General features: G+C 52.0%; 17 protein-coding genes. 6 read left to right on the top strand and 11 right to left on the bottom strand.

Translation table 11 applies throughout. The features are described 5' to 3' along the window. Positions 1–16 precede the first annotated feature (16 nt). The gene (locus tag B7G66_RS03590) at positions 17–685 is read right to left on the bottom strand and encodes a DUF1826 domain-containing protein (protein WP_159107947.1); all 669 of its coding nucleotides are present in this window, start codon (positions 683–685) and stop codon (positions 17–19) included. Positions 686–1,071: 386 nt separating this feature from the next. Here B7G66_RS03590 and zigA point away from each other — a divergent pair, with 386 nt between their 5' ends. Then, positions 1,072–2,295 carry a zinc metallochaperone GTPase ZigA gene (gene zigA / locus B7G66_RS03580; protein WP_003619163.1) on the top strand — a complete coding sequence of 408 codons (1,224 nt, stop codon included), beginning with the start codon at positions 1,072–1,074 and terminating at the stop codon, positions 2,293–2,295. Between the two features lie 366 nt (positions 2,296–2,661). Here zigA and B7G66_RS03575 read toward each other — a convergent pair whose 3' ends face one another. Next, a complete protein-coding gene (locus B7G66_RS03575; protein ID WP_003619165.1) occupies positions 2,662–3,555 on the bottom strand; it encodes a LysR family transcriptional regulator in 894 nt (297 codons plus the stop codon). Positions 3,556–4,476: 921 nt separating this feature from the next. Here B7G66_RS03575 and B7G66_RS03570 point away from each other — a divergent pair. Next, positions 4,477–5,337, top strand: a complete 861-nt coding sequence (locus tag B7G66_RS03570; protein ID WP_003619170.1) for an aldo/keto reductase — start codon at positions 4,477–4,479, stop codon at positions 5,335–5,337. A gap of 87 nt (positions 5,338–5,424) precedes the next feature. Here B7G66_RS03570 and B7G66_RS03565 read toward each other — a convergent pair whose 3' ends face one another. Further along, a complete protein-coding gene (locus tag B7G66_RS03565; RefSeq protein WP_003619172.1) occupies positions 5,425–6,168 on the bottom strand; it encodes an SDR family oxidoreductase in 744 nt (247 codons plus the stop codon). A 30-nt stretch (positions 6,169–6,198) separates the two neighbouring features. Then, positions 6,199–6,594, bottom strand: a complete 396-nt coding sequence (locus B7G66_RS03560; RefSeq protein ID WP_003619174.1) for a (R)-mandelonitrile lyase — start codon at positions 6,592–6,594, stop codon at positions 6,199–6,201. A 115-nt stretch (positions 6,595–6,709) separates the two neighbouring features. Here B7G66_RS03560 and B7G66_RS03555 point away from each other — a divergent pair, with 115 nt between their 5' ends. Continuing rightward, positions 6,710–7,606, top strand: a complete 897-nt coding sequence (locus B7G66_RS03555; RefSeq protein WP_003619176.1) for a LysR family transcriptional regulator — start codon at positions 6,710–6,712, stop codon at positions 7,604–7,606. Positions 7,607–7,850: 244 nt separating this feature from the next. Here the strand turns inward: B7G66_RS03555 and B7G66_RS03550 are convergent, their stop codons facing one another. Beyond that, on the bottom strand, positions 7,851–8,462 hold the full coding sequence (locus tag B7G66_RS03550; RefSeq protein WP_040510655.1) for a TetR/AcrR family transcriptional regulator: 612 nt from the start codon (positions 8,460–8,462) through the stop codon (positions 7,851–7,853). Between the two features lie 119 nt (positions 8,463–8,581). Between B7G66_RS03550 and B7G66_RS03545 the strand changes: the two genes are divergently transcribed. Further along, the gene (locus tag B7G66_RS03545; protein ID WP_231105574.1) at positions 8,582–9,805 is read left to right on the top strand and encodes an MFS transporter; all 1,224 of its coding nucleotides are present in this window, start codon (positions 8,582–8,584) and stop codon (positions 9,803–9,805) included. A gap of 210 nt (positions 9,806–10,015) precedes the next feature. On the opposite strand, the gene B7G66_RS03540 is transcribed toward B7G66_RS03545, so the two are convergent. The 3 genes from B7G66_RS03540 to B7G66_RS03530 form a co-directional block, all read right to left on the bottom strand. Continuing rightward, positions 10,016–11,575 carry an oligopeptide:H+ symporter gene (locus tag B7G66_RS03540; RefSeq protein ID WP_141312801.1) on the bottom strand — a complete coding sequence of 520 codons (1,560 nt, stop codon included), beginning with the start codon at positions 11,573–11,575 and terminating at the stop codon, positions 10,016–10,018. Position 11,576: 1 nt separating this feature from the next. Continuing rightward, positions 11,577–13,925 carry a TonB-dependent receptor gene (locus tag B7G66_RS03535; RefSeq protein WP_080545423.1) on the bottom strand — a complete coding sequence of 783 codons (2,349 nt, stop codon included), beginning with the start codon at positions 13,923–13,925 and terminating at the stop codon, positions 11,577–11,579. 722 nt (positions 13,926–14,647) lie between these two features. Beyond that, complete coding sequence (locus tag B7G66_RS03530; RefSeq protein WP_003619186.1) at positions 14,648–15,103, bottom strand: hypothetical protein; 456 nt, start codon at positions 15,101–15,103, stop codon at positions 14,648–14,650. Positions 15,104–15,833: 730 nt separating this feature from the next. Here B7G66_RS03530 and B7G66_RS03525 point away from each other — a divergent pair. Beyond that, positions 15,834–16,898 (top strand): hypothetical protein, encoded by a 1,065-nt coding sequence (locus B7G66_RS03525; RefSeq protein ID WP_003619188.1) that lies wholly within the window; start codon positions 15,834–15,836, stop codon positions 16,896–16,898. A gap of 320 nt (positions 16,899–17,218) precedes the next feature. Further along, complete coding sequence (locus B7G66_RS03520; protein ID WP_003619189.1) at positions 17,219–17,833, top strand: YceI family protein; 615 nt, start codon at positions 17,219–17,221, stop codon at positions 17,831–17,833. Between the two features lie 113 nt (positions 17,834–17,946). On the opposite strand, the gene B7G66_RS03515 is transcribed toward B7G66_RS03520, so the two are convergent. The 3 genes from B7G66_RS03515 to B7G66_RS03505 all read right to left on the bottom strand — a co-directional run bounded on the left by B7G66_RS03515 (position 17,947) and on the right by B7G66_RS03505 (position 21,624). Further along, a complete protein-coding gene (locus B7G66_RS03515) occupies positions 17,947–18,861 on the bottom strand; it encodes a LysR family transcriptional regulator (RefSeq protein WP_003619191.1) in 915 nt (304 codons plus the stop codon). A gap of 479 nt (positions 18,862–19,340) precedes the next feature. Beyond that, positions 19,341–20,630, bottom strand: a complete 1,290-nt coding sequence (locus tag B7G66_RS03510) for a C4-dicarboxylate transporter DctA (protein ID WP_003619193.1) — start codon at positions 20,628–20,630, stop codon at positions 19,341–19,343. Positions 20,631–20,655: 25 nt separating this feature from the next. Continuing rightward, a complete protein-coding gene (locus B7G66_RS03505; protein WP_003619194.1) occupies positions 20,656–21,624 on the bottom strand; it encodes an LLM class flavin-dependent oxidoreductase in 969 nt (322 codons plus the stop codon). Positions 21,625–21,626 lie beyond the last annotated feature (2 nt).

Here is a 21,626-nt window from a genome sequence, read left to right as displayed (position 1 = left end):
ATCTCCGTGTGCGTCATCAGATGACGGTATCAATGATGAGGTGAATGCCAGATGTCGTCTCGTCAGGGGCCGCACGACAGAAGCGATGCAGACATCCATGCCCACTGTCACGCGTCCCTTTGATTAACGCCACGGCGTATGGTGGCAGGGACGTGATACCCGCTGAACTGCGCCACTCTGTGCTGCTGGACCCATAGCAGCATACAAGCCTGAGCCTGTTGGGGGCAGGCGCAAACTCGGGCCCATCCGTGGCCCCCACCAATAATCTGAGGTGTTGTCGGCTGTCATGTGTGATCGCCGAAAACAGGCTCGATAATTCGATTGCATCGCCAAGGACCAGCGGCGACAGCTCCCGGTTTGCGGCTTTTGATGCAAGGACATTGGCAATCTCAGTGGAACTGGCCAACATGTCAAAGATCGTCCCGGACGAAGCGGGCTTCCCCAATGCCATCTGCCATGTGTTCGGAACCCTGCGCCCCCAGACGACCATGTCGATTTCTGCGCGATGCAGATCCAGCAGGACCGCAGCATGGGCGCAGGCAATCACATGAGGGGCAGGATACGCCGAGGGAGGAGGGGCGGTATCGCCGAGTGCTGGAGCCGGCCAGCTTTCCATGAACAGCATGGCGGTGCCGTATTGTTGAGTTTTCTGGGGCGGGATGTCGAGGGCCGCTTGGAACTCCATGGGGTGTCTTTCCATAAAAGGCTATGTCCGGGGAAGCGAAGGTATGAATCGGATGCTTGACGTTATGTGATGGTCGCCTATATTGTTATATTATAACATAATGTTTTTCAACGCCGATCACGAGGGCCTAATGGACACAACCGTCGAGATGCATCCATCGTCGCGGATGCTCGCCCGGATATCATGGGTCAGTACGGCTGGCTTCGGGGAAAACTGCCATGTGGGGGATTGGAACTGCTTTTATCGGCATGTCGATCTTCCTGCCGATTATGCTGTTCCGGTGCCATTAGCCCGTCTTGTTTTTTGCAACATACAGAAGGTTTTTGGCCCGACTTTCGCGTGCGGCGATGTGCCGAACCTGACACAGCACTGAAGGACGATCTCTGATGGATAACAGGCTTCCCGTTACCGTACTGTCCGGCTTTCTTGGCGCGGGCAAGACGACCCTGCTTAATCATGTCCTGAACAATCGCCAGGGACATAAGGTTGCGGTTATCGTAAATGACATGAGCGAGGTCAATATTGATGCTGATCTGGTGCGTGAGGGCGGCAGTAATCTGTCGCGTACAGATGAAAAGCTGGTCGAGATGACCAATGGCTGTATCTGCTGCACCTTGCGTGACGATCTTTTACAAGAAGTGCGACGTCTCGCAGGGGAGAATAAATTCGATTATCTCCTTATTGAATCGACAGGGATCGCCGAACCATTGCCAGTGGCAGCTACGTTCGAATTCCGTGATGAAAATAATATCAGCCTGAGTGATATTGCGCGGCTTGATACGATGGTTACGGTGGTGGATGCGGTGAACCTGCTACGTGACTACTCTTCGCGTGATTTCCTCAGGGATCGCGGCGAAACTGCGGGCGAGGATGATGAGCGCGCTTTGGTTGACCTTCTGGTCCAGCAGATTGAATTTGCGGATGTCGTCGTGATCAACAAGGTCTCTACCGCCATGCCCGATCAGGTGGATGCAGCCCGCAAGATCATTCGTGCCCTGAATTCAGATGCCGATATCATCGAAACCGATATGGGGCAGGTTCCAATCAACCGGATACTGAATACCGGGCGTTTTGATTATGACAAGGCGCATCAGCATCCATTGTGGTTCAAGGAACTGTATGGTTTTTCCAATCATATGCCAGAAACCGATGAATATGGCATCCGTAATTTCGTTTATCGTGCGCGTCGTCCCTTCGTGCCTGAGAAATTTCAGGCATTTCTGGACAGAAGTTGGTCCGGGGTTGTCCGTGCAAAAGGGCATTTCTGGCTGGCGACACGTCCTGAATGGGTGGGGGAGATGAGCCAGGCAGGTGCGCTGGTGCGCAGCGAGGCCATGGGATTATGGTGGGCCTCAATTCCAAAAAACCAATGGCCAGACAGCGATCAATGGCGTGACTTTGTTCTGGGGAACTGGGATCCAGTTTACGGCGATCGTCGGCAGGAAATTGTCTTTATTGGGACGGGAGAGATGGATGAGATCGCTTTGCGTCGTGATCTCGATGCCTGCCTTGTCGCAGAGGTGAGATTTTTTGATCCGGATCTTTATACCGGTTTGGCGGACCCGTTTCCCATTTGGCGGCGGCAGGTCGAAAATCATGAACCAGCCTGACCGATGAGATCACCACGCATATAGTTATCCCTGGGATATTATTGGCCTTGATCTGGCGTAGGTCATGGTCATGAACTGAGTGCTTAATATGTTCAGGATATGATCTCGTGGCGCAGTCCCCTGTCATTTTCGATCATGACGGTGGGACTGTATCAATAATACCGGCAGATCCCGAACCGTAAACCATCTGCCATCATGCGACGCGGTGACAGGCTGGGAGATACGTTCTGCTTCTGTTGATGTGTCATGGGTATATATTTATGGTATTTAATTATATTATATATGATATATTTATCTGGAATATCATATATATTTCTTTGTAATTAATACTGATATATTATATTCCTCTTGTCTCATTTTTATATTTCAACGGTAGCGTAATGCTTCAACCAGGGTAAGAAAAGCCGGTGAAGATTGGCGCCTGCTGGGATAATAAATGTAATAGCCATCCCAGTAAGGCGACCATTTTTCGAGGACACGAACAAGGCGTCCCTGAGAGATATAGGGAAGTGCAAGGTCTTCCGGCAGGTAGGCAAGGCCAAAGCCGTCAAGCGCTGCCTCGATGATATTAAAAATATTGTTGAAGGCAAGCTGACCATCGACCCGTATCTTGATCTCTGGTCCGTCTTTCTCCTGAAACTCCCAAGGCCAGAAGCCACCCAATGTCGGCAGGCGATTGTTGATGCAGGTGTGGCTGACCAGATCGCGGGGATGAAGCGGTGCTGGATTATTCTTGAGGTAGGATGGCGCGCCGACGACCGCAAACCGGATATCGGGACTGATCCGGGCAGAGATCATGTCCTTGGCCAGTTGATCGCCCATGCGGACGCCTGCATCCAGGCGTTCGGTTACGATATCCGTAAGCCCATTGTCCTGTACAAGTTCCACCTTGATGTCCGGGTATTGGTGCAGGATGGTCCGTAATTTGGGCCACAGGATGTGCTTGATTGCATGGTCCGACGCACTGAGGCGAATGGTGCCAGCAGGCTTGTCACGTAACTCGCTAAGTGCATCAATATGGGCATCGACCTCATCAAGCAGTGGTCCCACCCTGTTTAACAGCCGTTCGCCAGCCTCGGTCGGGGATACAGCCCGGGTTGTGCGGGTCAGGAGCCGGATGCCCAGCCTGGATTCAAGATGACGTATGGTATGGCTGAGGGCTGATTGCGAGATGCCGATTTTGGCTGCTGCTCTGGTAAAGCTCCTTTCCCGCGCGACGGACAGGAAAACTTGCAGATCATTGAGGTTCTCGCGCGGCATTTATGAAATATCCTCATCCTGATGTGCGGGATGTAGTGTTTAATTGAAAAGACGGGCAACCGGTAGGTGGTTCTTTGCATACTGTTGAAATGAGCAAGGCGGAGGGCAGAGAGCCGATGCATCTGTCCTGCGGGATCAGGGGGCTTGGCAGATGACAGGTGGGTCGTTGTGGGAATGAGGACGGTCACTGATAATGTGCGTTTAGAGAGGGGAGGGGGGCTGACGTCTGGCTATTTACCGGGGGGCATGTTCACAATACGGATCGAAAAGATCAGAGCTATGCCATCATTTGCAGCATATCCGTTTATGTTCTTTCTAGACACGGCATTGGTCTAGAGTTTTTATTTATTAAGTTCTGATTTTTGTTTAAAACTACGGATTTACAAATTATTGCAAAATAATTAATTTTTATTTGTTTGTAATTAATTTGTATTTAATAATATTAATGCAGTATGGGCTGCTAAGTTATGATATTTTCTTGATGTATATTGTGTGGGAGGTATTCTTATTTACCGAACAAGGGAGCGTATCGCCCTTATTCCTGATTGATGAATTTTTCTCATAACAACATGCTGATTTGATGCGCTAGTGGTCAGTGAGGTGTATTGATAAATAAGGGCACCCAGCAAATGATTGACATGTGTGGTGTATGCGATGTGCAACACATGCGTCTCAGTGGCGGTAGGAGTTGGGACGGACCATTTTGTGCATTCAGGTATCAGGCCAGTCGTAACCAGATCCTATGCCGGATTGTTGGGGGATAGGCGCAAAACTGCAAGTGTTAAGGAATGCAGGTGCAGGCTCCGGTTGCATGGCATGTGACGGATCGTGACGATCAAGGCGTGTCCTTATGCCCTGCCCTGATGATGGTGGGCGTCCACATCATCGGCTTTGACCTGTTTGGATAAGGAGGCGTATGACATGACGCAATGTCCCATTGTGACACTGAATAACGGCGTGGAAATGCCCCTGCTCGGGTTCGGTGTTTATCAGATGGCGGATGCGGTTGAGTGTGAAACCGCTGTACTGGAAGCTTTGCAAACAGGTTATCGCCTGATTGATACTGCTGCTGCTTATGAGAATGAAGAAGCAGTAGGACGTGCAATCGCTGCGAGTGGGATTCCACGAAGCGAGATTTTTGTTACCACAAAGCTTTGGGTGCAGGATGCGGGCTATGAAAATGCCAAGGCAGCGTTTCACCGTTCCCTTGCGCGTTTGAAACTCGACTATCTCGATCTCTATCTGATCCACCAGCCGTATGGGGATGTGTATGGGTCTTGGCGTGCAATGGAGGAGCTTCAGGAATCTGGCAGGACCCGTGCGATTGGAGTAAGCAACTTTCATCCTGATCGGATCATGGACCTGATTGCCTTTAACCGGATCAGGCCCGCGATCAATCAGATCGAGACGCACCCTTTTCATCAGCAGAGAGCAACACAGGAATTCCTGCGCGAAAATGGTGTTCAGATCGAATCCTGGGGACCTTTTGCCGAGGGCAGGAACAATTTGTTCAGTAATCCTGTATTAACGGAGATCGCGTCCAGGCATAATCGTTCCGTCGCGCAGGTCGTGTTGCGATGGCTGTTGCACAGACAGGTGGTGTCCATCCCAAAGTCAGTCAATGCAGAGCGTATTCGAGAAAATTTCTCGATCTTTGATTTTGACCTTGATACAGAAGATATGATGTCAATTGCTACGTTGGATACCGGGGAGAGTGCTTTTACCGACCATCGTGATCCAGAGCGTATCAAGAAAATTGCCAAGATACGCTTCAAGACCTGATGTCGGTGCTGCGTTGGTCTGCCAACGCCAACGCAGCATATTTTAAATTTTATGGTATCAGAAGGATTTTTTCTATGGAGTGGTACTTTACCATGCCTGATTCGTGGGACCGACTGTAAATTCGTTAATTGTTGTATCTGCCGGGGCTGAGATGGCAAATGCGACGACATTGGCGACCCGCTCGGCAGGGATGGCATGCTGATCGTAAAGTTTCTGCATGGCGAGTGCAGATCGTGGATCAGAGATACCGCCAAGCAGCTCGGTCTTTACGGCTGCGGGATAAATCGTGGAAGTCCGGATATTGGTGCCTTCCAGTGCGGATTCCATGCGCAGGACCTCCATGAAATCACGAACAAACCACTTGGTGCCGCCATAGATCGCACTGCCCGGATAGGCCTTGAGGCCAGCGACTGAGGAAACGGCAATCACCTGTCCTGATTTCTGCTTCAGGAAGTGTGGCATGACGGCGGCGACGCCGTTCAACACTCCTTTGATGTTAATATCAACGGCAGCATTCCATTCATCTGTTTTCAAGGCAGATACAGGTGCTGTTGGCATGAAACCGGCATTGAGAAAGATGACATCAATATGGCCGTATTTTTTTATGGCGGTGTTGATCAGCGCTTCATTATCTGCCGCTTTCGTCACATCCGTTACAGCATAGGTGGCTGTGCCCCCTTGTGCTTCGATAGCACTGACAATCGTCTGAAGGCGGCCCTCTCTGCGCGCACCAAGAACAACCTTTGCCCCCTGCTGCGCCAGAAGGCGTGCTGTTGCTTCGCCGATGCCTGATGATGCACCGGTTATGACCACAACCTTATCTTTGATCATTGAATGGATACTTTCTATAAATGCCTTTATTCAGGCGCCATATTGTTGATCGGAAACCTGCTCCATCCAGTCGACGACCTTCCCATTCTCCACTTCCTGAATGGCTATATGCGTCATGGCTGTTTGTGGTGCCGCCCCATGCCAATGCTTCTCCCCTGGTGCAAAGAATACGACATCGCCAGGATATATTTCTTCGATAGTTCCATTCCATCGTTGCACACGACCAACGCCTGATGTCACAATGATGGTCTGGCCAAGCGGATGCGTATGCCATGCTGTGCGCGCACCCGGTTCGAATGTTACGTTCGCGCCCTGCACCCGATCGGGGGCTGTCGGATTGAAAAGCATATCAACACGAACCGTCCCCGTGAACCAATCGGCGGGCCCCTTGAGAGATGCTGTATGACCTACGCGGAAAATTTCCATGATATGTTCCTGTCTGTTTGGGTGGCTGACTGGCCAAGCCTGAAAACAGGTAAAGTATCTTGTTACGCCTGATTAGACTGTTTGGCGTACGTGCATCATTGAAATAAGTTCAGCAATGCCACGCGATCATATCAACGAAATGACGGCCTTCCTGACCGTCGCCAGGGAACGAAGCTTTACGCGCGCTGCCGCGGAACTTGGCGTGACGCCTTCTGCATTGAGTCATACGGTGCGGGGGCTGGAGGAACGGCTTGGACTCCGTCTGCTATCTCGTACCACAAGGAATGTGGCAACAACAGATGCCGGGGAACGGTTGCTCAGACGTGTGGGGCCACTGCTCGAGCAGGTTTCCGCTGAACTTGACCTCATCACATCTCTTCGTGAAAAACCTGCCGGCTCACTTCGTATTACATGTACGGATGCAGCCATAGAACTGGTGTTTCGACCAAAACTGGCAGAATTTTTGCGGAAATATCCAGATATCCATGTCGAACTGAGTATGGATTATGCCTTCGTCGATATCGTTTCGGAACGTTTTGATGCTGGTGTTCGTATTGGTGAATCTGTGGAAAAGGATATGTGTGCCACACGCATAGGTCCAGATTGGCGTTTTTGTGTTATCGGATCGCCGGATTATTTTGATCGCTGTCCCGCACCTGTCATGCCTCGTGAATTGGGCAACCACAACTGCATTAATATGCGGATGACAACTGCTGGTGGAAATCTTAGATGGGAATTCCGTGAACCAAAGGGGCGGGAGATTGCACTTCGCGTTTCGGGACAAACGACATTCAGCAATTCAATGCTGGTCCTGGGCGCGGCCATTGATGGTATTGGCCTTGGATATGTCCCTTATGATCTTGCAAAACCCTATATCGAAGCAGGGAAATTAATGGAGGTTCTATCTGATTGGAGTTTGGAGTGTGAAGGGCCCTATCTTTATTATCCCAGCAGACGTTTGCATTCACCGGCTTTCGCGGCGTTTGTCGAGGCAATGCGTTATCGAAGCTAATCATGAAGTGGGGATTTGGCAGAAACCTTCATGATCGGATTGCCCATTCATTCTATGGTGATGTGATGGGATGAAACATCCTCATGAAAATTGTGATTTTCTGATCTGTATTTATTGAAAATTCTGCAATATGGAATGAAAACGGCATTCCTGATAAATCCAGAAGATCTCTCTGTCGGGAAAAGAGCATTGTATAATAATCGCCTTATCCTGCATCTCTTTGTGGAACAGGCATATTCAAAAATCATTCTTGATCCGCCGATATGCCTGATGATTGAAGAAGCAGTCGTGCCAGTTTTCCGGCCTTTATCACAGGTCCGGGAGGGTAAAAGACTTGGCCGGCGGTATAGACGCCTTCTATTAACAGGATCAATCCGTCCGTCAGTAGATCGGGGTCATTTGCTTTCAGGTTAGATACTTTCTGCTGTATCCATTCGCGTATTTCGTGTTTCAGACGTGCAGCCTCCCGGCGTACGGGATGGTCTGGATCTGGATATTCGACAATTGCATTGGTCAGCGCACAACCACGATAGCCGGGTTGGGCTGCCCGCAGGGCCAGATCGTCGAAATAGGCCAGAATCTGTGCGCGGGGGTTATCTGGGTGGTTGTGACAGATTGCGTCGATCCGCCCCCAGAACGTCTGCTGGTAATCAATCAGGTACGCAGTCGTCAGCCCATCCTTGGATTCAAAAGCCCTGTAGAGGGAGGGTTTGGTGACGCCAGCTTTCTGAACGATCTCATCGACCCCAACCGCACGTATCCCCTGATTATAGAACAGTTCACGCGCCGAACTGCGGATTTTATCTGCGGCACAGGGGTGGGGCACAGCTTTGTGAGACGACATTTCCAAACTCATGACTTGACGATGTTACCGATCGGTACTTATGGTTGGGATAACAGAACTTACCGGTCAGTAATATGAAGATTTCCGTTCCCCGAAACAAGAGAACACAACGACCACATGTTTTCGTTCTGGTGGTTGGGCTTACGTTTCTCTCTCTGCTGGTTTCTGCCGGTGTGCGGGCGACACCGGGTGTTCTGATAATGCCGTTGCAGGAAACATTGGGCTGGAGCCGGAGCAGCATTTCCATTTCTGCCGCTGTAGGAATCTTTCTTTATGGTCTTGTCGGGCCATTTTCCGCGGCTCTTATGCAGAAATTCGGAATCCGCCGCATGTTGATCGGTGCATTGTTGCTGATTGGCCTGTCCGCATTGCTGTCACTGGATATGACACAGCCGTGGCAGTTTTTTCTGACCTGGGGCGTATTGACCGGTTTCGGCACCGGGGCGGTGGCAATGGTGCTGGGGGCCACGGTGGTAAACCGCTGGTTTGTGGCCCGGCGCGGTACGATCATGGGCCTGCTGGCCGCCAGCACGGCAACCGGTTCATTACTGTTCCTGCCAGGCCTGGCCGCACTTGTTCATCAGTTCGGGTGGCAGGCCGCAGTCATGGCTGTTGCCGCAATGACCCTGATATTGGTGCCGCTTGTGGCTTTTTTCCTGCCCGAACATCCGCAAGATCGTGGGTTGGTGCCCCATGGGGCCGCGCCGGATCATGCGCCGTTGCGATATATGGACCAGAACCCATTACAAACAGCCATCACAGCATTGGTGATGGCCGCACGAAAGCGGGATTTCTGGTTTTTGTTTGCCACCTTTTTTGTCTGCGGCTTCACCACCAATGGCCTGATTGGCACGCACTTCATCGCGATATGTGCCGATCATGGTATCGGTGAGGTCCCGGCGGCGGGATATCTTGCCATGATGGGGATGTTTGACCTTTTTGGCACCACATTTTCTGGGTGGCTGACGGATCGGCTGGATGCGCGCTGGTTGCTGTTTTCCTATTACGGCCTACGGGGTGTGTCGCTCATTGCGCTACCCTTCATCGATTTTTCGCCCGAAAGCCTGACCATCTTTGGAATATTCTATGGTCTCGACTGGATCGCAACAGTCCCGCCAACCCTGCGTCTAAGCAACATTGCGTTTGGTGAGCATTCGGCCCCCATTGTGTTTGGCTGGATCGTTTTCGGACATCAGATCGGGGCTGCCTGCGCTGCGTCTCTCGCCGGCCTGCTGCGAGAGGCGCAGGGAAGTTATCAGGATATGCTTGTGCTTGCGGGTCTCGCAGGCGTGATGGCCGCCTTCCTTGCCATAGGTATCGGCAGTCATCGGAATTTGCCAAAGCCCGTGAGCTGAACAAATGGGGGACAGCAATACGGATCATGCAACATTTGACAGGATGGGACCGCATGACTTTTGGGGGCGTTGGGTGCTGCTCTCCCTACAGGTGCGCCGTTGCCTTGTGGGCTGAACTCCCTTGATACGGGCAACGGCTATTCAAGCAGTTTCTCAGGTTGTGTTGCTATGGCTGTCCCATCGGGACATCATGTAATCCACTGTTTTTCATCAATTCGGGGCTGTTTCATTTTTCTTGTACCTGTCCTGATGTGTCGGGATGGGACGCGTGCGTTTTTCCAGTATGCGCAGCACTGGTAACAGGAGGATAATCATTACCGCCCCCGCGGCGGCCAGCAGGGTGAAACCCTGAAAAAATGTATGGAAGATGGAGAGGCTGTCCCTGATAGACGCCGTGGTGTGCAGATGGCGGATGCCCATTGTATTTGCCAGTACGCTGCCGCCATACATCGCCACACCGGTGGAAATATAATAGACGGCAACGGACATATTGCGCACACGTGGGGCCAGGTAAGTCATGATGACCGACAGGCCGAGGCCATTCATGATCAGTCCAGCCACCGAGATGGCGGCATAGGCCCCGAACATGCCCCATGGGGCGCGGAGCCCGGATGCCGGACCCGCCGTATTCATGTATAGGATCAGAAAGCCTATGACGATGAAAAGTGATCCGCATGCATATTTCGTCGAGAGTGCAATGGTGCCGAACTTTTTATCCAGAAAGCGGTAAAGCGCGACGAATGCTGGCCCGATCAGCATGGTCAGACCCGCATTGATGGCGACAATCTGCGGTGCATCAAGCTGGAAGAGCGTAATCCCCCCCAGGCTGAACTGGCGGTTGAGGTTATGTAAGGCATAAAGCACAAAGGTCGAAGTCGTCTGTTCATCGAAAATGCCGTAGAACATGGCCTCCGCAACCAGGATCAGACAGAGTATGATGCCTGGACGCTCCGTGACTGTGGCATTGTGCCATAGCACGGTCCAGAATACCGGGATTGCGCTGGTAACGATCCAGAATATCCAATGACCGCCCGCCGGGAAATTCAGGATAATCCAGTAGAAAAGGGCGACAAGGACGATCTCGCCCATCGCCCGGGGGACGGCCTGTCCCGCGTCAGGCCTTTCGCCAGCACGATTTGTTGTGGTGCCCCCTTGCGGTTCACCGCCGAGGCTGCGTCTGTTAAGCAGGGCCGTTATCGCGCCGAGGAACAGCCCCGTCGCACATATCCCGAATGCAGTGGCATAGCCATACCGCTTGCCGATCCATGGCACGAGGAGAAATGAGAACATGGCCCCAAGATTGACGGCAAAGGTATAAAGGGTCGCAAGACCGTCTGCCGATCGTTCCTTGGTTGCATGGCGTAGGACCAGCATTGCCATGTTCGTGCGTGTCAGGCCGTTCGTAACCGCGATGGTTGCCGTGGCCGGAAGGAAGAGCATGGGCCATGTCGTAGACAGACCGAGCAGGACGAGGGCTGTAAACTGGATAAGGCAGCCATAAAGGACCGTTCGCGTGGGGCCAAGTAGCGCCTCGCCCAGACGGCTGCCCAGCAGTGTGCTGACCAGTGCAAGAGCGTTGAAGCTGCCAACGAACAGGTTGGCCTGCGGCGCGGGCAGCCCGCGTATATCCAGCAGGTAGATCAGCAGAATGCTGAGCATGCCATAGAAGCTGAACCGCTCGGCAGCTTCCAGGAACAGGGCCACCCCCAGACCGTATTGTCGCGCTGGTAAGGTGGCTGGCAGGGGGCTGCCCGGTATTTTGGGGGGCATGTTAGAAAGACGCGTGCACGGATCCGAAGAACTGTCGGGGTGCGCCAATGAACAGGGTTGGAGAATCCCCGGAGATGGGATAGCCGAACAGCCCCATGCCGCCGACATAGGTGGTGTTGAAAAGGTTATAGATGTTGAAATTGATGCCGAAGTTTTTCATGAACCCGATTGATCCGAAATTATAGGATGCCGACAGACCGGCCAGCCAGTATGGCGCAACATGGGTATCGTTGACATAGGAAAGCGGGCGGGAGCCGGTATAAGTTGCATTGAAGGTCACGCGTGCCCGGCGATAGGCATAGGACAGGCTGGTTTTGTACATCCAGCTTGGATAACCCACCTGCTTTTTCCCCTTCAGGTTATAATAGGTCCCCTCATAGTCAACGCCACCGCCATATTGTTCCTTGGCGTAGCTCAGGCTGTTGAAGAATTCGAGCCCCTTGACCGGACGTAACGTCAGGGATGCATCCACGCCGGTGATTGCCTCCTTGCCTGTATTGACGAAGGAATTGATGGGATCGGTTGGTGTTCCCGCCGTGATATTTTCCAGCCGGTTGTAATACTCAACGTGGTAGGCATCTGCCTGTGCTGAAATTTTTGCGCCATTGTAACGATAACCTCCAAGGAAGGTCCAGGTACGTTCAGGGCGGATTTTTGTTTTGACAGACTGGAATTCAGACTGGTTTTCAACCGACCACGCGCCATCGGACATCAGGAAAGGATTATAAGTATAGGCGCGCATGTTTTCCGCAATGTCGATATAGAATTCGTGATGGCTGAGGAAATGATAATCTAATGAAACATGCGGGAGAAAGGCGCTGGCGGCTGTCAGGCTGCCGCGGGGAAGTTCGGCCTGTCCGGTCAGGGACTGGTTATTATAGCTTGCACCGCCATGGGTCGTCGTTATCAGGGAGCGGAAACCCGCACTGATCTGGAGATTGGGCAGGATGTCGTAAGTGTCCTGCAAGTGAAACTGGAAAGTGTTGGTGTTGAAGGAATCCGAAAACCATGTTGCATAGGGATTACGGAAAGGGCCCATCGCATTGCGTGGCGTTCCCTGGCCAAGGGCTGGCTGACTGTAGAGTTCGGCAGGGAACGAGTATGAATTGTTTTCATACCATACGCCGGTGTCAATGTGATTTCCGGCGATCGTATAACGAAAAGACTGCGTGAACCCGATCCTGCGAATGCCCTGGTGGCTGACGAGTTGGGAAAATGGTGCCCCGGTCGGGGATGGGAACGTCGGGCTTGCTTCATAGTCACCACTGGACACATGGGCATACAGGACCGTATTTTCTTCAAGATGCGGGGCCAGAGTCAATTGGCTGGTAATGGCGGACAGATAATTACGCTGGATCTGTGCTCCGTCATATTGTGTGGCATTTGATTCATCCGTCGCATTGCCCAGTGAGGCGATGTTGGATGTGTAGTTGCCCTGTGCCGCAGCATATGCCTCCGCATAATTGGGTGTCAGGAAGTCAGAGCCTGTCGCCCCAAATTTCTTTAGCATGTTCAGGCTGTAATTCATGTAATTGTACTGGTTGAATTCGGACCAGTCGAAGATGGCGCTGATCTTGCCCCGATCCTGGATCGGCTGGACAAGTTTGAAGTTCGCCTGATACTCTAGCTGGTCGCCGTACCCCTTCCATTTGTCGTTGTCGGTGCGGGCAAAACTGGCACGGAATTTTGTGCCTGTTGCATTAAGGGCACCACTGTCAACGCTACCAAATGTGCGGAATGTTGCGTTGCTGCCAAATGTCTGTGACAGGTTCCCTCCGGCTTTGTCCGCTGGATCGGATGTAAAATACCGGATCACGCCGCCCAGGTTTTGCGCCGATGGAACATCCACGGCCCCGGCCCCCTGTGAAACACCAATCGATGAAATATTGTCCTGAATCACGGCTTCGTTAATATCGAGGCCATTATATTGCATGAACCCCTGATCCCCCAGAGGAATGCCATCCAGCGTTGCCCCGATCTGCGATTGGGTGAACCCACGCAGATATAGCGTATTGGCAACCCCATCGAGGCCGAAAGGATCATCCGAACCGAAGCTGACGCCAGGCGTGGTTGCGGCAAGGATCTGGAGCGGGCTTGTGCCAGGCACGAAGCGATCCATGACTTCGCGGCTGACGAACTGTTCTGGCCCGTGGGAGACATGCCGGTTCCCTGATACAGCAATGGATTCCATGCTCGGTGCGGTATCAGGGTGTGGCTGTTGCTGCCTGTCGTGATGACGTGCCTTATTCCCACCACTGATCGTACGATGTGTGAGGGCAACGTCCGCTCCGTAGGACCGTCCAGTCCATATGATGACCGTTGAGAATAGGAACAGACTAAACGTTTTCATGAGTGGAATCCAAAATTAACTTTTTAAAAGTTGTTTTTGGCTTCTATCTTTCGACATATATCATGTCAATTGATTAATATATGAAATAACAATATATAAACACTATATTTTATAGCTATTTATGGGAGATATCACGTCCAGCAGATTTCTATATGTAACTGTAAAGGCATTTGTTGCCTGATCTGATACGGCTTTGGCATTATGGTAGTAAAAAATGGTACCAAGTTATTGCGGGTTTTTGCAATGTATTTATGTGTAATTTATGCAGTTAAATTGTATAATAATAAAGTTTTTAATGGTGCTTATTTTTGTTTTTATATTTGTTTTATTTTATATGTATTTCTTGTTGTCAATTTGTAGTGTTGAATCTGCTCCATACTGTCTGATTTTATTATCAGATCGAACACGTCAAATTTCACGAAAAAACATGATAAATAGTCTTTGGTTTACGTAAAAATAAACCGGAAGTTTGCTGTCGGCTGCCTATTTTCAAGGCATTCAACCTTGGGTAAAATCTTGCAACCTGCTCTGAACAGGCAAGGCCGGGCATTATGGAGGCTTGAACCGTCACTCGGGCCACCACTGGCTTTGGGGCATGGCACGATGTTTTCGTGTGTCCTTGTATCGGGCTTACGTTTAAGCAAACCCGAGAAAGGTCAGGGTTGTAGAGTCAATGTTCAGTAATCGTTGGTTTTCCTGTGAAAATCTGTGGCAGATTTTCATTACTGATCTATTGACCCGGACTGTTCGATAATAACCCTTATGCCCCATGTCTTCCCGGCATCATTTGTTGTGAGAACAACCTGATATGTTCCATTATTGGGAATGATAATATGGTCGAGTGGTGTATCTGTTGCAGGCCATGTAATGTTTTTGTCATCATAATGCTTCAAAGACACCGTCATAGGCATAGATGATGTGGCGGTAATACCGCTTATGATGGCAGCCTTTTGGATATCTTTCGGCAGCAATGTTTCAATCGCGCGGATATCCACGTCCCCCCCGCGGTTGGACGGAATGCTCAGGATGGCGGAAATACATGTTCCGTATTCCTTATAGCTATCACTGGTGCAGGGCGATTGGGTTGTCACGCTGGCCGGGGTGCCATCGGGCAGTTTCACATCGGTCGCATATGCGTGACCAATCATTGTCAACGCTGGAACAAGGGCAAAAAACATTTTTCTCATAGTTACAGAGACACCTTATGGAGAATTACGATAAACTCACAATCCTATCTGATGGTTTAAATTTCTCCCCACAGGATACGCGTACCAGCATCGGTCAGTTAACATACGATCTTATAATAACATATTCCCTTTGGAAAATCTTTCCATTGAGTGAGGTGGAGTGCCATATGAGGCCCGGCGATGGCATTTGTGGGGATATATCGTGCATCCAGTGCAATGCATGACGGTGGCATGTTATATCATCCCTTGGCATGTTTTTGTCCGCTATGGCTTTGGTGGGAAAATGCAGTTCCGGTTGAACGGGCCTGATCTCCCTCGCATCGAAGTTACAAAAAATTTCATCCAGTGCTTTACCGACTGTCGCGATATGGGGCGCAGAATGCGACATATCAAGATAAGTCAGGTGATAGGTTAATAAACCCGGCTGTAATTTTATGTAGGCCAATATGTGATGAGATCCATCATCAATGATATGTTGCTTTTTTGTAACTTGAGACTGAGGCTCTGACCTGCATCCTCAATGAATATGCCTGCAATGATGACAGGTCTGGTTATGCTCGTTGAGAGATGAAGTCTAATTCTGATATAAATTTAAGAGAAGCACATGTTATATGATATGAAATGACCGGGTTATTTGTAACGGCAAGTGTTCAGTCAATGCCCTAGAATATTCGAAATACGATATGACGCACCATATTGAGAGATACAGAGTTATATTTTTATGAAAAAACTTACGATGGTGCCGCTCATTCTGTTATTGAGTAGCTGTTCTGGTGTCGGTTCCCAGAGACTGGATCGTGATCAACTCGATTATTCCCAAGCACTGATTGGCTCTTCCAAGCAGCAAACGCTTTTGAATGTCGTACGCTTGAGATATGCGGATACGCCAGGATTTCTGGATACAACCCAACTGATTTCTGGGTACCAATTGCAACGCAACATTTCCATCGGGGTGGGGTCAGACTCTAATCCGCTGCGACCTGCAGGCTCTATCGGGGCGCAGATACAAGAAAGCCCGACTTTTACATTCCAGCCGGTGACAGGGGATGCTTATGCCCAGACGTTTTTGCGTCCGCTTCCTCCAGGTAGCCTGCTGCCCCTGGCGATGGGGGGATTGCCGATAGACATCTTGTTCCGTCTGGCGGTTCAGTCTGTTAATCTGATTAATAACGCGGGTTCCATAGGGGGAGATGTCGGGAAAGGTTCGCCCGAATTTTTTGAACTTATCTATGACCTTCGTCGCTTGCAGATAGCTGGCCTTTTAGGGATTCAGCTTGAACATAGTGAGGAAATACCGGGGAAGACCCCTGCGTTTGATCGGGTATTCCTTACGGTGTCACCAACCAACGATCCACTTCTGGCCGAAGTTGTGAAGGCTACGCGTCGTTTCTTTGAAATGGGTCCAAAGGATGAGCGTGTGGAAGTGGTATATGGTGCAGGAAAACCGCAACATGGCCAGATCAGGCTTCTGACCCGCACAATGCTGGGGGTTCTGGGGCAGATTGCATATCAGATTGATGTTCCCCAAGAAGACATTGATTCTGGGCGCACGCTTCCAAAAATAATATCAATTGGTCGCAATACAAAACCTACAGTTTTTATTCATGTCAGCAATGAAATCCCTCGTGTATCATTTGTTGAGATAAAATACAATAAAAAATTCTATTATATTTCTGATACGGATTTTCCTAGCAAGCTTGGTTTTACAATGCTTCAGATACTTATGGAACTTTCAAAAACCACAAAAAATCCAGGTGCGGTTCTTACAATACCTGTAAATGGATAGTCTTTTATTTTTCTTTATATAGAAAGAGAGTTTTATTTTTTTTGATGGGTGAATTTTATTCCAAGACATCTACTATCTACCACTCTGGCTGGGATCGGGAAGAGGGGGGCGGTCCTTCATTTCGTCGGAAGCCATGGACGTCTTATCCCTTCTCTCCGGCGTGGCTGGTGTAGTATTGTTTCCTGTATGGATGGAATGACCTTCCGCACTTTTCATGGATCAATAGCCCCTACATGGGCACAATGACCATGCTTGGCATGCAGGTAAGCTCTTGAGGCCTTGCATGCTGTGGTTTCATGCTGTGGTTAAGGATCTTTGCCATGTATCAACGTCTGTCCCGCACTGTCCTGCTGGTGGCATCCATTTCCGCCATCCCGACCTTTGCCTCTGCCCAGGCTGTTGCCGATCCCGCACAGGTCCAATCGGGTGCCTACACCATCGAATCCGGCCATACACAGGTTGGTTTTTCACTCCTGCATTTCGGGTTTACCTATTATGATGGTATGTTTTCGAATGTTTCCGGGACACTGGATCTGAATGCCAGGGTCCCTGCACAATCGAAGCTGTCTGTAACGATCCCGATTGCCTCCGTGCAGACAACAAGTGATAAGCTTACGGCGGAGCTCAAGGGGGAGCAATGGTTTGATGCCGCGAAATTCCCAACCGCAACATTCATTTCCACAGAGGTAAAGTCAATTGGTAAGGCCGACGCCGTGGTCAAGGGCAATCTGACCCTGCATGGTGTGACGAAATCCGAGATATTGAAGGTACATTTCATCGGTGCGGGCACCAACCCGATGGACAAAAAATACACTGCTGGATTCGAAGCAACAGGTACAATAAGGCGTAGCGATTTCGGTGTGAAGACGTACGTCCCCTATGTCGGTGATGAAGTGAAGTTGCGTATCGCAGGCGCATTTGAAAAGCAGGAATGACGTTTTGCATCTCCCTGCATCGGGCCTGCCGAAGCCACTGGTTCCGGCAGGCCGGGTGAAAGCAGGCTGTGTGCGGCTGATGTCCAGCCGCCTTTGTGGAAGGTTGCTTGTGGTTAGTGCATATCCCATTCTGCTTTGCCCTTGAAGTGATCGGCAAGAAAATCTGATAGTACGCGGACCTTTAAGGCAAGATGGCGTGCTGAAGGATATAGTGCGTGAACACCAAGCGCAGGTGGTTCAGCATCGCGCAGAAGCGTAACCAGCGTGCCTTTGTAAATTCCGGGACCAGCGATGAAGCTTGGCAGGCATGCGATGCCCAACCCCCGTTCCGCGGCAGTCATGCAGGCTTCACCGTTTGAAAATGCAATCCTCCCCGAGATGGGCACTGACATAGGCTGACGCGAAGTCGGGTTGCAGAAGGACCAGATGTTGGGCGTTCGAAAATTGGTATCGATGATACAGGCATGGCGTGACAGTTCGTCCGGGTGGGTTGGGACGCCGTGTATCGCAAGGTACCCGGGCGAGGCGACGGTAACGATCCGGGTGTCGCATAACCTGCGTGCGATCAGACTGCTGTCGGAAAGCCGCCCGATGCGCACGGCAAGATCAAAGCCATCCTCCACAAGGTCAGCCAGGTGATCCGAAAAACTGACGTCGAGACGAATGCTGGAGTAGCGGTCCGCAAAGGCAAGCAGGGCAGGCATCAACTGGATATTGCCAAATGACATTGGCGCGGTGATTCGCAACCGTCCTGATGGAGTGCCGGAGATATTACGTATGGAAGCATCCAGGTCGTCGCGTTGTGCGAGGATGACCTTGATCCGCTCGTAATAGGCCTGCCCGATTTCCGTTGGGGACAGTGCGCGCGTCGTCCGCTGTATCAGTTGTACGCCCAGTTCGGATTCCAGGCGGGACAGCATCTTGGATGCCTGCCCGCTGCTGACGCCGATGCGTTCAGATGCGGCGACAAAACTTCCCGTCTCCAGAATGGCGACAAACAGTCGGTCAAGGTTCAGACGATCAACCATGGAGCATCATTATAGCAGATGCCCCAAAAAGATAGCAGGCAGGCATGTAAGGGACTGTTGAAAAATATGGGTCTGATAACATACTGGGATTATAAAAGTTTTTGTGATGCTTCTGCCAAAAGTTTTGAGAGGTATCGCTTTATCAAGGGATAAGATAACGTCTGGAATGTTCCCTTTGCTTATCAATGGGTTGTTTTTGAACGGTCTCTGAATGTCGGTGAGATGCCATCCGGTGTGGCCGGGACGCACGAAAGATGATGTGGGTGATTCATGCGCAAGCCCGCACTTGTAATCCCTGTGTCCGGGGCGGACGAAGGGGCGCAGGGCTAAAAGCCTGCTGTCTGGAGCATTTCCATCGAAAACCGGTTCGGTGAAAATGCTCCGGTTTATTGTTTTTACGCGCATCTTCACCTGTTTGAATGCACGCATCCAAACATGATCTGCCCTAACTGGCTTGTCCCGCCATTTCCGGCCCGTGCCTATCCAAGTTCGCGTGCCATTTTTTCACGGTCCAGCTTGCCTTCCCACGCACCGATAATGACCGGGGCGACGCAGTTCCCCGCCAGGTTGCCCACGGCACGGGCAATCCCGATAAACCAATCCACCGCCAGTAACATGGTCAGGCTGGCGAGCGGGATGGAGGGCATGGCCTGCAGGGTTGCGGCCAGCACTACGATCGCGATGCCGGGCACACCATGTGCACCCTTGGATGTAAACAGTGCCGCCGTCAGCATGATGGCCATCTGCCAGAAGCTCAGGTGCGTTCCCGTTGCCTGCGCAAGGAAGATCACCGCAAGCCCGAGGTAGATCGACAGGGCGTCAAGGTTAAAGGAATATCCCGCCGGAACCACAATCCCGACAACCTGTGAGGATACACCCAGCCGTTCCAGTTTTGCCATGACACTGGGTAGCACCGCATCAGATGTGGTGGTCGTGAAGGTGATGGCCAGTTCTTCGCGGAAGTAGCGTGCAAAACGCAAAGGCCTGACCCCTGCCATCCGCAGGCAGCCGCCCAGCACCACGGTCAGGAACACGATGATGACAAGATAGTACAGCCCGACGAATGCCGCCAGGTGCATGATCGCATTTATGCCATAGCGTGCGGTTGTCGTTGCCATCGCGCCAAAGACCCCCAGCGGGGCAAGCGAGATGATAACGCGCATCATGCGTGAAAACAGGGTGGAAAGGGCCTCCAGCAGATGCACAAGCGGCGTTCCCGCCGGGCCGATCAGGCTGAGGCAGCATCCAAACAGGATCGCAAAGAACAGGATTTGCAAGATGTTGGCCTGGGCAAAGGCGTCGGCGGGCGAATGTGGGACCAGTGATACGATGAACCCCGTAATGCCACCATCATGCAGGAGGCTGGCATTATGCGCATAAGACGCCACCATGCGGGTGTCTTCGTCCGTCGGGGTAAAGACAATGGTCCTGCCGGGCTGGAGCAGCATGGCCACCCCGACCGAGCCAAGAAGCACGAATGTGGTCATGCCCTCGAAATAGAGCAGGGCTTTCGCCCCAAGACGCCCGACGTTGCGCAGGGAGCCAGCCCCCACAATGCCCATCGTCACGATGCAGAACAGCAAAGGCCCCACGGCCATCACGATCAGGCGCAGGAAAATGTCCGTGACCCAACGTGTCTGCATGGCGAGGGCAGGGTCGATCACCCCGAGCCCCAGGCCCAGCACGCTGCCGATGACAACCTGCCAGAACATGCCGGGACGCCATGTGCGATGTGCTGTCCCGCTGGGGGAAAGGGGGGCGGTGTTCATGCAGCTATCCTCGGGAAGGGGCCGGTCAGGCGGTAGGGGCAGGAGGGGCGATGATTTGCCGCAGTTCGTCGGGAAAGCGGAGCGATGACAGGACAAGTTCGTCAAGCCCTATATCCCGGTAGGCGTCGATGGCGGTACGGACTTCCCTTGCCGTGCCTGCAGCGGCATGGTTGGCGATAATGCGATCGTCAATCAGGTCGTCCACCCGTGCCCAGTCGCATGCGGCATAGGCTTCGCGTAATGCATTCTGGTCCAGGGTGCTGCCCGCGCAGGCAAGGTTTTCGCGATGATGTTCCCCACGCAGGACAAAGGCCAGAGCGCGGCGGACCTGCTGGCGGGCTTCGTCACCATCGGGGGCGACGGCGGTGTAAACGAGTGCCGATTTATACACCGTCCGTCCACTGCGTGCCTCGCCCGCCCTGACGTGATCAAGCGCACGGGCGATGAATTGTGGTGAAGTGCCCGCACTGATCAGTACGCCATCGGCCTGTGCCCCGGCCAGTTCAAGCATGCGTGGCCCTGACGCGGCCACCATGATGGGAATATCGTGCGGCCGGGCGGAAAGGGTACGACCGGCGATCGTGAAACATTGGCCCGCATAAGTAACGTTGCCGCCATCAAGAAGCCGGCGGGCGATCTCGATGGTCTCACGCATGGTCTGCAACGGACGGGCCGCCTGCATGGATATGGATTCAAGGTCGCGTGGTGATCCCGTGCCAAAGCACAGGACCACACGGCCGGGAAACCATTCATCCAGCGCAGCCGCCGCCATCGTGGCATAGACCGGGTGAACGGTGTAGGGACTCATGGCCATCAGCGCGATACCCAGCCGTCGCGTCTGCTGCAACGCCATGGTGCTGTTGACGATGGGTTCGCGCTGGAACAGGTGCGATGCCATCCAATAACGCGCCAGGCCGCATTCATCCGCCGCAAGGGCCAGTTGCGTCAGGTCGGCGGGAGGTGTCGCCCCATCGGACGACAGGCTGAGTTTCATTC

The organism is Novacetimonas hansenii JCM 7643 (genome assembly GCF_000964405.1).
Classification (GTDB): domain Bacteria; phylum Pseudomonadota; class Alphaproteobacteria; order Acetobacterales; family Acetobacteraceae; genus Novacetimonas; species Novacetimonas hansenii.
The sequence above is the reverse complement of the archived record's forward strand: the minus strand, read 5'-3'. Positions and strand labels throughout refer to the sequence as shown.

Coding starts and splice junctions, on each gene's coding strand:
- B7G66_RS03590 (WP_159107947.1), bottom strand. CDS start 685: ATGGAGTTCCAAGCGGCCCTCGACATCCCGCCCCAGAAAACTCAACAA.
- zigA (WP_003619163.1), top strand. CDS start 1,072: ATGGATAACAGGCTTCCCGTTACCGTACTGTCCGGCTTTCTTGGCGCG.
- B7G66_RS03575 (WP_003619165.1), bottom strand. CDS start 3,555: ATGCCGCGCGAGAACCTCAATGATCTGCAAGTTTTCCTGTCCGTCGCG.
- B7G66_RS03570 (WP_003619170.1), top strand. CDS start 4,477: ATGACGCAATGTCCCATTGTGACACTGAATAACGGCGTGGAAATGCCC.
- B7G66_RS03565 (WP_003619172.1), bottom strand. CDS start 6,168: ATGATCAAAGATAAGGTTGTGGTCATAACCGGTGCATCATCAGGCATC.
- B7G66_RS03560 (WP_003619174.1), bottom strand. CDS start 6,594: ATGGAAATTTTCCGCGTAGGTCATACAGCATCTCTCAAGGGGCCCGCC.
- B7G66_RS03555 (WP_003619176.1), top strand. CDS start 6,710: ATGCCACGCGATCATATCAACGAAATGACGGCCTTCCTGACCGTCGCC.
- B7G66_RS03550 (WP_040510655.1), bottom strand. CDS start 8,462: ATGAGTTTGGAAATGTCGTCTCACAAAGCTGTGCCCCACCCCTGTGCC.
- B7G66_RS03540 (WP_141312801.1), bottom strand. CDS start 11,575: ATGCCCCCCAAAATACCGGGCAGCCCCCTGCCAGCCACCTTACCAGCG.
- B7G66_RS03535 (WP_080545423.1), bottom strand. CDS start 13,925: ATGAAAACGTTTAGTCTGTTCCTATTCTCAACGGTCATCATATGGACT.
- B7G66_RS03530 (WP_003619186.1), bottom strand. CDS start 15,103: ATGTTTTTTGCCCTTGTTCCAGCGTTGACAATGATTGGTCACGCATAT.
- B7G66_RS03525 (WP_003619188.1), top strand. CDS start 15,834: ATGAAAAAACTTACGATGGTGCCGCTCATTCTGTTATTGAGTAGCTGT.
- B7G66_RS03520 (WP_003619189.1), top strand. CDS start 17,219: ATGTATCAACGTCTGTCCCGCACTGTCCTGCTGGTGGCATCCATTTCC.
- B7G66_RS03515 (WP_003619191.1), bottom strand. CDS start 18,861: ATGGTTGATCGTCTGAACCTTGACCGACTGTTTGTCGCCATTCTGGAG.
- B7G66_RS03510 (WP_003619193.1), bottom strand. CDS start 20,630: ATGAACACCGCCCCCCTTTCCCCCAGCGGGACAGCACATCGCACATGG.
- B7G66_RS03505 (WP_003619194.1), bottom strand. CDS start 21,624: ATGAAACTCAGCCTGTCGTCCGATGGGGCGACACCTCCCGCCGACCTG.